The sequence below is a fragment of the Symbioplanes lichenis genome (assembly GCF_030709675.1).
Classification (GTDB): Bacteria; Actinomycetota; Actinomycetes; order Mycobacteriales; family Micromonosporaceae; genus Actinoplanes; species Actinoplanes lichenis.
In genome coordinates this window covers 468823-480833 of the sequence record NZ_JAUZQD010000004.1, presented here as the reverse complement: position 1 = coordinate 480833, position 12011 = coordinate 468823, and the positions used below count along the sequence as shown (strand labels likewise).

11 protein-coding genes are annotated in these 12011 nt (G+C 69.9%); 9 read left to right on the top strand and 2 right to left on the bottom strand.

Annotation, left to right across the window (positions count from 1 at the left end; genetic code table 11):
- Nucleotides 1-18 precede the first annotated feature (18 nt).
- Entirely contained in the window at nucleotides 19-651 is a 633-nt protein-coding gene (locus RAN62_RS12450; RefSeq protein ID WP_305784728.1) for a GOLPH3/VPS74 family protein, read from the bottom strand.
- Nucleotides 652-795: 144 nt separating this feature from the next.
- Here RAN62_RS12450 and RAN62_RS12445 point away from each other — a divergent pair, with 144 nt between their 5' ends.
- From RAN62_RS12445 to RAN62_RS12435, 3 genes are all read left to right on the top strand, one after another.
- Nucleotides 796-2190: a M20/M25/M40 family metallo-hydrolase gene (locus RAN62_RS12445; protein WP_305784727.1), complete on the top strand. Its 1395-nt coding sequence runs from the start codon at nucleotides 796-798 to the stop codon at nucleotides 2188-2190.
- Between the two features lie 62 nt (nucleotides 2191-2252).
- Entirely contained in the window at nucleotides 2253-3014 is a 762-nt protein-coding gene (locus RAN62_RS12440) for a dioxygenase family protein (protein ID WP_305784800.1), read from the top strand.
- Nucleotides 3015-4117: 1103 nt separating this feature from the next.
- The gene (locus tag RAN62_RS12435; RefSeq protein ID WP_305784726.1) at nucleotides 4118-4324 is read left to right on the top strand and encodes a DUF397 domain-containing protein; all 207 of its coding nucleotides are present in this window, start codon (nucleotides 4118-4120) and stop codon (nucleotides 4322-4324) included.
- 78 nt (nucleotides 4325-4402) lie between these two features.
- On the opposite strand, the gene RAN62_RS12430 is transcribed toward RAN62_RS12435, so the two are convergent.
- Complete coding sequence (locus tag RAN62_RS12430) at nucleotides 4403-5293, bottom strand: helix-turn-helix domain-containing protein (protein ID WP_305784725.1); 891 nt, start codon at nucleotides 5291-5293, stop codon at nucleotides 4403-4405.
- A 265-nt stretch (nucleotides 5294-5558) separates the two neighbouring features.
- Between RAN62_RS12430 and RAN62_RS12425 the strand changes: the two genes are divergently transcribed.
- Genes RAN62_RS12425 through RAN62_RS12400 form a run of 6 tightly spaced genes read left to right on the top strand, consistent with a single transcriptional unit; the run spans nucleotide 5559 to nucleotide 12007 of the window.
- Nucleotides 5559-6428: a Cgl0159 family (beta/alpha)8-fold protein gene (locus RAN62_RS12425; protein ID WP_305784724.1), complete on the top strand. Its 870-nt coding sequence runs from the start codon at nucleotides 5559-5561 to the stop codon at nucleotides 6426-6428.
- A 17-nt stretch (nucleotides 6429-6445) separates the two neighbouring features.
- Nucleotides 6446-7336 (top strand): 5-deoxy-glucuronate isomerase, encoded by an 891-nt coding sequence (gene iolB / locus RAN62_RS12420; protein ID WP_305784723.1) that lies wholly within the window; start codon nucleotides 6446-6448, stop codon nucleotides 7334-7336.
- Nucleotides 7333-9171, top strand: a complete 1839-nt coding sequence (gene iolD, locus RAN62_RS12415) for a 3D-(3,5/4)-trihydroxycyclohexane-1,2-dione acylhydrolase (decyclizing) (RefSeq protein ID WP_305784722.1) — start codon at nucleotides 7333-7335, stop codon at nucleotides 9169-9171. The genes iolB and iolD overlap by 4 nt, the downstream gene beginning before the upstream one ends.
- A gap of 58 nt (nucleotides 9172-9229) precedes the next feature.
- Nucleotides 9230-10225 (top strand): substrate-binding domain-containing protein, encoded by a 996-nt coding sequence (locus tag RAN62_RS12410; RefSeq protein ID WP_305784721.1) that lies wholly within the window; start codon nucleotides 9230-9232, stop codon nucleotides 10223-10225.
- On the top strand, nucleotides 10222-11241 hold the full coding sequence (locus tag RAN62_RS12405) for an ABC transporter permease (RefSeq protein WP_305784720.1): 1020 nt from the start codon (nucleotides 10222-10224) through the stop codon (nucleotides 11239-11241). The genes RAN62_RS12410 and RAN62_RS12405 overlap by 4 nt, the downstream gene beginning before the upstream one ends.
- A complete protein-coding gene (locus tag RAN62_RS12400) occupies nucleotides 11231-12007 on the top strand; it encodes an ATP-binding cassette domain-containing protein (protein ID WP_305784719.1) in 777 nt (258 codons plus the stop codon). Before RAN62_RS12405 ends, RAN62_RS12400 begins: the two co-directional genes overlap by 11 nt.
- Nucleotides 12008-12011 lie beyond the last annotated feature (4 nt).

The window sequence follows — 12011 nt, the reverse complement described above, 5'->3', positions numbered from 1 at the left end:
CTCCTTCGAGGGGGAATTTCAGGCCCGGCGGGCCAGGACGGCTTCGCCGACGGCGGCCTCGGCGTGGCCGAGGAGGCGCTGCAGCGGCTCCGGCAGGCGCCGGCGCAGCTGGTCGAGGAGGTGCGCCCGGTCGGCCCGGCCGAGCGTGGCGAGGGTGTACTGGTCGAGGCCGGTGGCGAAGATCAGCCCGGCCAGCGTGAGGTCTTCCTGCGGCAGCCGTTCGCGCCGCTCGGCGGCGACGCGGACCCGGGTGCCCGGCCGCCCGGACGCGACCGAGTCGACCGGCTCGGTCACCAGCCGGGTGCCGAAGAACGAGCGGCGGGCGCGGCGGCGGACCTGCCCGGTCGTGGCCAGGCGGCGCCCGACCAGGTCGGGCGCGATGCCGCTGCCCAGGTACGCGATCCAGTCGCGCACGCCCCGGTTGTGGTCCCGGGCGATGTGGCCGAGCACCGCGGCGCTCGCGATGTCGCCGGTGGCCCGGTCGTCGAGCAGGGCGAGGTGGTCGCCGCGGATGTCGAGCCGGCGCCCGAGCACCAGTTCGGCGAGCACCGCGCCGCCCAGGCCGAGGCCGAGGATGGCGGGACTGAGCAGACAGCGGCCGTGCACGGAGTCGTGGGCGGTCAGGAACAGGTCGTCGGCGAGGGGCTGCACGGTTTTCCCTTTCGAGCTGGCGGGACGGTTCCGCGGAGCTGATCGGTGGCGCGCTCAGCTAGGCAATCAGGAGACAAGATACTTACCGCTCAGTGGTCTGTCGACTATGGTGTGGCCCCTTCCGGCCGGGGTATGCGCCGCCGGGTGAGCCCGAGATCCGCACCGTCCGCCGCCGCCCGTCATCTGTCCGCGAACCGCGCTGAGCTGGTACGCGAGCTGGCCGAGTGGCTGCGCGTGCCGTCCGTGGCCGGCGCGCCGGAGCATGAAATAGATGTTCTTCGATCTGTGAACTGGTTGCGTGGCACCCTTTCCGAGATCGGATTTCCGACAGTCGAGATGTGGTCCGCGAACGCCGTCCACGCCGAGTGGTGCGCCGCGCCCGGCGCCCCGACGGTGCTCGTCTACAGCCACCACGACGTCCGCGCGGCCAAGGACGGGACCTGGGAGCAGACCGCGGCCTTCGAGCCGGTCCTGCGCGAGGGCCGCCTGTACGGCCGGGGCGCCTCGGACGCCAAGGGGCAGGTGCTCGCCCACCTCTGGGGCCTGCGCACCCACCTGGCCGTCACCGGCCGCGCCGCCCCCGCCGTCACCGTCAAGGTGCTCGTGGAGGGCGAGGAGGAGACCGGATCGGCGTCGCTGTCGGATCTGCTGGACGAGCACGGTGTGACCGCCGATCTCGTCGTCTTCTCCGACACGCTGCTGTGGCACGCCGAGCACCCCGCGGTCTGCCTCGGCCTGCGCGGCCTGGTCCTGGCCCAGATCGAGGTGTACGGACCCCGGACCGACATCCACAGCGGTGCCGTCTCCGGCCCGGCGCCCAACTCGGCCGTCGCGCTGGCCGGACTGCTGGCCCGGCTGCACGACGACAAGGGGCGCATCACGCTGCCCGGCTTCTACGACGACGTGACGGAGCCCACCGAGCAGACCCGGGCGGAGCTGGCGGCCCTGCCCTACAGCGACGAGGACTGGCTCGAGCGCTCGCACACCCGCAGCATCGGCGGCGAGGAGGGCTTCACCGTGCTCGAACGGCTCTGGGCCCGGCCGGCCGCCGAGGTCATCTCGCTGGAGTCGGGCACCGACACCGGCCCGTCGCGCGGCGCGATCCCGGCCGTCGCCACGGCCACGATCAGCATCCGTACGGCCGCCGGGCAGCGCGCGGAGAAGGTGGCCGAGCAGGTGCGCCGCTGGGTCGCCGACGCGCTCGACGACCGGGTGGACCACCAGTTGACCGTGGGCAGCCCGACCGACCAGGAGCCGTACCGGACGCCGCGCGACCATCCCGCCGTGGCCGCCCTGGCCGAGGCGATGGAGGCCGGCTTCGGCCGTCCCGTGGGGCGCATGGGCAACGCCGGAGGCGGGCCGGCCGAGCTGCTGGCCCGCAAGACGGGCGCGCCGGTGATCTTCTTCGGCACGGGACTGCCCGAGGACAACTGGCACGACGGCGACGAGAGCGTGTCGATCGACGTGCTGCTGGCCGGCGCCGCGACCTTGGCCGAGCTGTGGCCGCGCCTCGCTTTGCTTGACGAATCAACTAAATGAGGCGTACGGTGGGGTTGTTTGGTTGAAGTTTCAACCCTCGCCCGGAGGCCGTCTTGAGCACCATGCCCGCGCTCTTCCTCAGCCACGGCGCCCCGCCGCTCGTCGACAGCCCGGCCTGGGTCGCCCAGCTGCGGGAGCTGACGGCCGGCCTGCCGCGGCCCCGGGCGATCCTCATGGCCTCGGCCCACTGGGAGTCCGCACCCCTGATGCTCGGCGCGACGGAGCCGGTGCCGCTGGTGTACGACTTCGGCGGCTTCGCGCGCAAGTACTACGAGGTGGAATACCGGGCGCCCGGCGCACCGGCGCTCGCCGACCGGATCCAGAAGCTCATGCCCGACAACGAGCACGTGGCCCGGACGAACCGCGGGCTCGACCACGGCGCCTACGTGCCGCTGACGGTCATGTACCCGGACGCCGACATCCCCGTCCTCCAGATGTCCCTGCCCACCTTGGAACCGGACCGCTTGCTCGACCTGGGCCGCCGGCTGGCGCCGCTGCGCGAGGAGGGCGTCCTGATCGTCGGCTCCGGCTTCACGACGCACGGGCTGCCCTTCCTGCGCGACTGGCGCCCGGACGCCGCCGCCCCGGGCTGGTCGCGCGACTTCGACGCCTGGGCCGCCGACACCCTGTCCCGCGGCGCGGTCGACGAACTGGCCGACTTCCGCCGCCGGGCCCCGGGCATGCCCTACGCCCACCCGACGATCGAGCACTTCGCCCCGATGTTCCTGACCCTGGGCGCGTCGAGCAACCCTGAGCAGCCCGCCGACCAGCCGATCGACGGCTTCTGGATGGGCCTCTCCAAGCGCTCCTTCGTCGTCGCCTGACCGCCGCCGATGTCGATTCATTTCCGCTTCGGGGTATTGCCCGCCCGGCCGCCACATCAGTGTTGGGGACAACGGCAAGACCGAAACCGCGGTCAGCAGCGCCGGGAAGCCCTCCGGCGGTGATCCGGCCGGCATCGCCCCCGTCCGTGTGGAGGTGCGGCTCCGGCAGGGGGGTTACCCGGCTCCAAGCCGGTGGAATCAGGGTGAAGACGGGGAGCGCCCCCGAGCTGAGCGGCTCGAGGGCGTCCTGGATCCACTACCTCATGAGACCAGGCAGGACTGGCACGCCCATCAGATAGAAGTACAGCGCGACCGTGGCGGCTACCACGATGATCAAGCACAGCCTGAATGTCGCCGGCCATGATCGAATTGCCTCGCGCACGACGTCGGCCATATCCGCTTTCATCTTTTTCACCTCCCTTCACTCGGCAGGATCATTTGTTCGTGATCCGGATTGAATTGCGTTCTTGCGATTAGTCTGCCCCATGAGCTGGATGGTTGCCTAGCGCCGACCGCCGCAGTGAGACAAAAAGCCGGATTGTCCGTCGTTGAAACAGACAATCCGGCCCGGTCCGGGGTAGCCGCCCCGGCCCTTGAGGCACTGTCGTGATCGCATCAGACAGTGGATCCGGAACCAGTATGCGAGATGCCATGCTTAATTGCCAAGTATCTGCCTGCTGTGTAGCGGTCTGACTTCCGGCCGCCCGGGAGGAACCATTTGACGTGCGGCAGGGTGACTCCGTCGGCTTGCTTCCGAACCGACCGCGAGCCGTCGCGGCGCGGATGGTGGGCAGGTAGGTGGCCTGCTGCTGCGGGCAAGATGAGGTCAGCGACTTGTAGGTGCGCGAAGTGCGGTGATCGGACTGGCATGCGCGATCTGCCGAGGGCAACCTGCTACATGTCATCCTGGTATCTGGCAGTCGTACTGTTCCGTCTCCGCAGCCGACGGCTGTGGTTAATTTTCGACTTGCGACTGTAGTTAATGGACTTCGGTAGCCCGTGCTGCTACGTTTCTCCGGTCAATTGCGTTACAGGGCTCGCCCGTTGCGCGTATTGTCGTCTACACGGTATTTTTCACACTACTAATGTATGGGTGATCAGCAATGAATCCACTCGGCGCCGAGTGGCGCAAGAGTATGCGCAGCGCACAGGGCGATTGTGTCGAGGTCTCGTATCAGGCCGAGCAGGCGGCCGTTCTGGTCCGTGACACGAAAGCCGCCGGCGAGGGCCCGGTGCTCACCTTTACCCGCAACGAATGGGCTGCTTTCGTGGGCGGCGTGCACGACGGGGAGTTCAACCTGCCGGCGTAACGGCGTCCGGCACCGATGTGTCCCGACGGCACCCGGGAGGTTGCTGGGTGCCGTCGGTGATCTTCGGTGGAAGAGGCATCAGGCTTGATCAAGAGTGGCGAGAGCTCGGTCGACCAAGGTCACGGCCTTCTCGTTTTTCCAGGCGATCTGCTCAATCCTCCAGAACGCCTCCAGGTAGACGGCGGTCTCCTGAAGGTCATCCTTGATCAGGAACTCACCGCGGAAGTCCTCGATGTAGAGGACGTCCTCGTTCTCCTCGGTCGTGGGAAGCTCCAACAGCATGTAGGCCCCGCGCATCCGCTGATAGAGACCCTCGCTGAAGGGAACGATCCACAGCGTTGTCCTGGTCTCAGTGAGGGCGTCCTTGAGGCGCTCCAGCTGCCGCCGCATCACGTCGGGCCCGCCGACCCAGCGGTAGAGCACTGCCTCGTCCAAGGCGAAGAACAATTTCGGCGGGTCGGTCCGCGAGCTGAGCCGCTCCTGGCGCTCGAGCCGGAGTTCGACAAGGTTGTCCAGCTGGCCGAGGAGCGTGGGATCGGGCGCCAGCGGCGGCACCATCTCCGCCAGGGTGGCCCGGGCATACTCTTCCGTCTGGAGCAGGCCTGGCATCAGGAGAGGTTGGAAGTTTCGGATGATCGACGCTGCCGACTCGTAACTCAGCATGGTGGCGAACTCCGTGGAGAGTCTGTCGCGATAGGGGAACCACCAAGCGGGTTCCCGCGCTGCCCGAGCCATGCCGACCAAGGTGTCGATCCTGGCTTGATCGGTGATTCCGTACAGCTGCAGCAACACTCGAAGGTCGTTGATCGAAATAGCTACCGCACCCGTTTCGATCCTGATCAGCTTGGACAGCGACCAGTCCATCTCAGGGGCTACGTCCTTCTGGGACAACCTGGCGGCCTCGCGGGCCTTCCGCAGCTCCACGCGCAGGCGCCGACGCTGCACCATCGGGTCGAGACTGCTTGCCATAGGTACCTCTGTCCTGCGTGCGGGCGCCCGTGCTGCGGGACCGATTCCTGGTCCGTCGGTAAGTGCAGCATAGTGGACAGGGAAGTTCGGACGACCGCGCCCGTTCGGCACATATCCGCGGTCTGCCTTCGTGCTGTCCGGTCGCCGTCCGAGGATGCTGGAAGGATCATCCGCAGCGGCTGCCGATCGCCCGGTGTATTGACCTCGTCGCATTGCCGTTATTACATCGAGGCGAATTCCCATGGCTCACCAACCAGGGGGAACGATGCTCGAGGTGCATGAGATCGCCGCGGTGCGGGCTGATCGGCCGGATGCGGTTGCCGCCGCGGCGCGGGAGCGGCGGCGGCCGGTGTCCTGGCGGGGCGGGCACGGGCGGTTGATGATCATTGCGGCGGATCATCCGGCTCGGGGGGCGCTGGCGGCCGGTCCGGATCGGTTCGCCATGGGGAATCGGGCGGACCTACTCCATCGGCTGCGGATCGCGCTGGGCCGGCCCGGGGTCAACGGCGTGCTGGGCAGTCCTGACATTCTCGAGGACCTGCTGCTGCTCGGGGCGCTCGACGACAAGGTCGTGCTCGGTTCGATGAACCGGGGCGGGCTCGCCGGGGCGGCCTTCGAGGTGGACGACCGCTTCACCGGGTACGACGCCCGCAGTCTCGCCGCGGCCGGGTTCGAGGGCGGGAAGATGCTGCTGCGGCTGGACTACTCGGACGCGGCGACCGCGGACACGTTGCAGAGCTGCGCGGCGGCCGTGAGCGCCCTGGCGGAGCAGCGGCTGATGGCGATGGTCGAGCCCTTCCTCGCGTACCGGGACGAGGGCCGGCTGCGCACGGAGCTGACGGCGGACGCGATGGTCCGGGCCGTGTCGGTGGCCGCCGGGCTCGGGACCACGTCGGCGTACACCTGGCTGAAGCTGCCCGTTGTCCCGGACCTGGACCGCGTGCTGGCCGCGACCACCCTGCCGGTCCTGCTCCTGGGTGGGGAGGTCGGTGCGGACGCCGACGCCGTCTACGCGGGGTGGGCCAAGGGGCTCGCGAACAGGGGCGTTCAGGGGCTCGTGGTCGGGCGCAGCCTGCTGTTCCCGCCCGGCGGCGACGTCGCGGCGGCGGTCGACCGGGCGGTGAGTCTGCTGTGAACCAAAGTGAGCCAGCGGTGAACAAGAGCCGGAGCAATGTCCTGCGCCGCGGCGACGGGGTGGCCGGGCCGTTCGATCCGGCGGTGACCCCGGAGAGCGCCGGCTGGGGCTACAGCGGGCTGCGCGTGCTCGAGCTCGGCATCGGCCAGCGGGTCAGCTTCCCGACCGGCGACGACGAGATGATCGTGCTGCCGCTCTCCGGCGGCTGCGACGTGACCTGCGACGACGAGCGGCTCACGCTGACCGGCCGGCGCTCGGTGTTCACCCGGGTGACCGATTTCGCCTATGTGCCGCCGGGCACCTCGGTGACCGTGCGGGCCGGCAACGGCGGGCGGTTCGCGCTGCCCAGTGCGCGGGCGCGGCCGGGCCTGCCGTTCCGCTACGGGCCCGCCGAGCAGGTCCCGGTCGAGCTGCGCGGCGCCGGGCAGGCCAGCCGGCAGGTCAACAACTTCTGCACGCCGGAGTCGTTCGAGGCGGACCGGCTCATCGCGGTCGAGGTGCTGACGCCCGGCGGCAACTGGTCGTCGTGGCCGCCGCACAAGCACGACGAGGAGGGCGAGGGCGAGAACGCGCTCGAGGAGATCTACTACTTCGAGGTGGGCGGCTCGCCGGCGGGCACGGCCGGGTCCGGCTTCCAGCGGGTGTACGGCCACCCGGGCCGCCCGATCGACGTCTGCGCCGAGGTCCGCAGCGGCGACACGGTGCTGATCCCGCACGGCTGGCACGGCCCGTCGATGGCCGCGCCCGGCTACGACCTGTACTACCTGAACGTGATGGCGGGGGCCGGCGAGCGCCGCTGGCTGTTCTCCGACGACCCGGCGCACGCGTGGGTGCGGAGCTCGTGGAGCCGGCAGGAGGTCGACGAGCGGCTGCCGCTGACGTCGGCCCGGGAGAGGAGACGACCGTGAGGCTGACCGTCGCGCAGGCCGTGGTGCGGTTCCTGGCGAACCAGTGGACCGAGCGCGACGGCATCGAGCAGCGGGCGATCCCCGGTGTGTGGGGCATCTTCGGGCACGGCAACGTCGCCGGGATCGGCCAGGCGCTGCTCCAGGCCCAGCGCACGGGCGAGGCGGATCTGCCCTATCACCTGGCCCGCAACGAGCAGGCCATGGTCCACATCGCGGCCGGTTTCGCCAAGATGCGGGACCGGCTTTCCGCGTACGCGTGCACGGCCTCGATCGGGCCCGGCTCGACCAACATGCTGACCGGGGCCGCGCTGGCGACTGTCAACCGGTTGCCGGTCCTGCTGCTGCCCAGCGACGTCTTCGCGACGCGCGTGGCGCCGCCGGTGCTGCAGGAGCTGGAGCAGCCGGGCTCGGGCGACACGTCGGTCAACGACGCGTTCCGCCCGCTGTCGAAGTTCTTCGACCGCGTCTGGCGCCCCGAACAGCTCCCGTCCGCCCTGCTGCGCGCTGTGCGGGTCCTGTTCGACCCGGCCGAGACGGGGGCGGTCACCCTCTGCCTGCCCCAGGACGTGCAGACCGAGGCGTACGACTTCCCGCCCGCGTTGTTCGCCAAGCGCGTGTGGCATGTGGCCCGCCCGGTGCCCGAGCCGGCGGCCCTGGCGCGCGCCTCGGCGGTGCTCGCAACCGCTCGCCGCCCGCTGCTCATCGCCGGCGGCGGAGTGATCTACTCGGGCGCCTCCGAGGCGTTGATCGACTTCGCCGGCCGCACCGGCATCCCGGTCGCCGACACGCAGGCCGGCAAGGGCGCGATCCCGTGGGACCACCCGAGTGCCGTCGGGGGAGTGGGCGCCACGGGCACCCCGGTCGCCAACCGGCTGGCCCGGGAGGCCGACGTGATCCTGGGCGTCGGAACCCGGTACAGCGACTTCACGACCGCGTCGTCGACCGCTTTCGCGGCGGACGCCCGGTTTGTCAATCTCAACGTGGCCTCCTTCGACGCGCACAAGCTCGGCGCGACGGCCCTGATCGCGGACGCCCGCGAGGGGCTGTCAGCGCTCGGCGGCTTCACGGTCGAGAACACGTGGGCGGAGGCGGTCGCGGGCTGGACGCGTACCGTCGACAAGGCTTTTCGTCTCGGGCACGGACCCCTGCCCGCGCAGAGCGAGGTGCTCGGCGCGGTCAACGAGGCGTGCGGTGAGCGGAACGTCGTCGTGCAGGCGGCCGGCAGCATGCCCGGTGATCTGCAACTCCTGTGGCGCGCGCGGGACCCGAAGCAATATCACGTCGAGTACGGCTACTCGTGCATGGGCTTCGAGGTCGCCGGGGCGCTCGGGATCAAGCTCGCCGACCCCGGCCGCGAGGTGTTCGCGCTGGTGGGCGACGGGTCGTACCTGATGATGGCGCAGGAGATCGTCACCGCCGTCGCCGAGGGTGTGAAGCTCGTCATCGTGCTCGTGCAGAACCACGGCTTCGCGTCGATCGGGGCGCTGAGCGAGTCGGTGGGGTCGCAGCGGTTCGGGACGAGCTACCGCTACCGGGGGCTCGAGGAGGACTACGACGGCGGCTACCTGCCCGTGGACCTGGCGGCCAACGCGGAGAGCCTCGGCGCCGCGGTCATCCGCTGCCGGACGATCGCCGACCTGGTCGAGGGCCTGAAACGGGCCCGCGCCAACGACCGGCTCACGGTCGTGCACATCGAGACCGACCCGCGGTCGCCGGTGCCGTCCTCCGAGTCGTGGTGGGACGTGCCGGTGGCCGCCGTGGCGGCGCTGGAGAGCACCACAGCGGCGCGGGAGGCGTACGAGCGGGCCAAGCGTGACCAGCGCGCATACCTCTGACCGCCGGGCATCTACACTCCCCAAGGTCATCCCGTCCTGAACTTCCCCGGAGGTCCCCATGAACGCGACCCGCACCCGCGGTGTCCGGCTGCTTGCCCTGGCCACGGTCGTGGCCCTCGGGGTCACCGCGTGCAGCGGAGGCGGCAGAGAGAAAACCGACGAGAGCGACTCCGGGGGCGGCAACGCCCCGGGCGCCTCGGGCTACACGATCGCCTTCGTCACCCACGAGACGCCCGGCGACGCCTTCTGGGACAAGGTCAAGGCCGGCGCCGAGCAGGCGGCCAAGGACGAGGGCGTCATCCTCAAGTACTCCAACGACCCGGACGCCGGCAAGCAGGCGCAGCTCATCCAGAGCGCGGTGGACTCGAAGGTCAGCGGCATCGCCACCACGCTGGTGACCCCGGACGCCCTCGCGGGCTCGGTCAAGGCGGCCACCGCGGCCAAGATTCCGGTGGTGGGCCTCAACGCCGGCATCGAGCAGTACAAGCAGCTCGGCGCGCTCATGTACTTCGGCTCCGACGACACCGTCGCGGGCGAGAGCGCCGGCGAGCGGATCGCCGCGGCCGGGGCGAAGCACCCGCTCTGCGTGATCCACCAGCAGGGCTCGGTCTCCCTCGAGGCCCGCTGCGCCGGCGTCAAGGGCAAGGTCCCCGGCACGGAGAACATCCAGGTCAACGGGGCCGACGACGCGGCCGTCACGTCGACGATCCAGGCCAAGCTGGCCCAGGACAAGACCATCGACTACGTCATCACGCTCAACTCGCAGGTGGCGCTCGACACGATCAAGGCCCAGGAGCAGGCGTCCAGCACCGCCAAGGTGGCGACCTTCGACCTCGACGCGCAGGTCGCGCAGCAGGTCCAGGACGGCAAGATCGAGTTCAGCATCGACCAGCAGCCGTACGCCCAGGGCTACCTGGCCGTCAGCTCGCTCTACCTCTACCTGAAGAACGGCAACGACATCGGCGGCGGCCGGGCCGTGCTGACCGGGCCGTCGTTCGTCGACAAGGCGAACATCGCCACGATCCTGCCGTTCGTGAAGAACAACACCCGGTGAGCTCCCGGGCTCTCAGCACCCGCTTCCTGGCGCGCCCCGAGGTGGGCGCGCTGGTGGCGGCCGTCGTCATCTTCCTCTTCTTCCTGATCGTGGCGCCGGCCTTCCGGACGCCGCAGTCGCTGTTCACGGTGCTCTACCAGGCGTCGACGATCGGCATCGTCGCGGTCGGCGTCGGCCTGCTCATGATCGGCGGGGAGTTCGACCTCTCCGCCGGCGTGATGGTCACCACGGCCGGCCTGGTCGCCTCGCAGTTCTGCTGGTGGTTCGGCGTCAACCTGTGGATCGGGGCGCTGCTGTCGCTGGCCTTCTGCCTCGGCGTCGGCTTCCTCAACGGGTGGCTGGTGATGCGGACCGGCATCCCCAGCTTCCTGATCACGCTGGGCACCTTCTTCGTGCTCCAGGGGGCCAACCTGGGCGTCACCAAGCTGGTCACCGGCTCGGTCACCAGCCCCGACATCAGCCAGATCGCCGGGTGGGACTCGCTGGGCGCGGTGTTCTCGTCCAGCTTCCGGGCCGGGGACAGCACGATCTGGATCACGGTGTTCTGGTGGGTGCTGTTCGTCGCGCTGGCCGCGTGGATCCTGACCCGCACGCGTACGGGCAACTGGGTCTACGCCGTCGGCGGCGCGCCCGACAGCGCCCGGGCGGTCGGTGTGCCCGTGGTGCGTACCAAGATCGGTCTGTTCATGGCCGTGTCGTTCCTGGCGTGGTTCGCGGGCATGCACACGCTGTTCCGCTTCAACACGCTGCAGGCCGGCAACGGCGTCGGCAACGAGTTCCTCTACATCATCGCCGCGGTGGTCGGCGGGACGCTGCTGACCGGCGGCTTCGGCAACGCGGCGGGCGTGGCGATCGGCGCGTTCATCTTCGGCATGACCAGCCTGGGCATCGTGTACGCGGGCTGGGACCCGAACTGGTTCAAGGCGTTCCTGGGCGTGATGCTGCTGCTCGCCGTCCTGGTCAACCTGTACGTCAAGCGGGTGGCGACTTCCCGGAGGAGCTCCGATGACCTCTGACCCTCTGATCTCCCTGGCCGGGGTCGGCAAGACGTACGGCGCGATCCGGGCCCTCCGCGACATTTCGCTGTCCGTGCCGGCAGGCGAGGTGACGTGTGTCCTGGGCGACAACGGCGCCGGCAAGTCGACCCTGATCAAGATCATGTCGGGGCTGCACCCGCACACCGAGGGCGAGGTGCGCGTCGACGGCAAGCCCGTGGCGCTCGGCTCCCCGCGCGCGGCGCTCGACCTGGGCATCGCCACGGTCTACCAGGACCTGGCCGTGGTGCCGCTCATGGAGGTCTGGCGCAACTTCTTCCTCGGCTCCGAGCTCGCGTCGTCGTCGTTCCCGCTCGCTCCCTTGAAGATCAAGGACATGAAGCGGATCGCCGACGAGGAGCTGCGCAAGATGGGCATCGTCGTCGCCGACATCAACCAGCCCATCGGTACGCTCTCCGGCGGCCAGCGGCAGTGCGTGGCGATCGCCCGGGCCGTGTACTTCGGCGCCCGGGTCCTGATCCTCGACGAGCCCACGGCCGCGCTCGGCGTCAAGCAGTCCGGTGTCGTCCTCAAGTACATCGCGCGGGCCCGCGACGCCGGGCTGGGCGTCGTCTTCATCACGCACAACCCGCACCACGCGTACCTGGTCGGCGACCACTTCGTCATCCTCCAGCGCGGCGAGGCGGTGCTCGACAAGGGCCGCTCCGACGTCACGCTGGAGGAGCTGACCACGCGGATGGCCGGGGGCGACGAGCTGGCCGAGCTGTCGCACGAGCTGGGCCGGTAAGCTC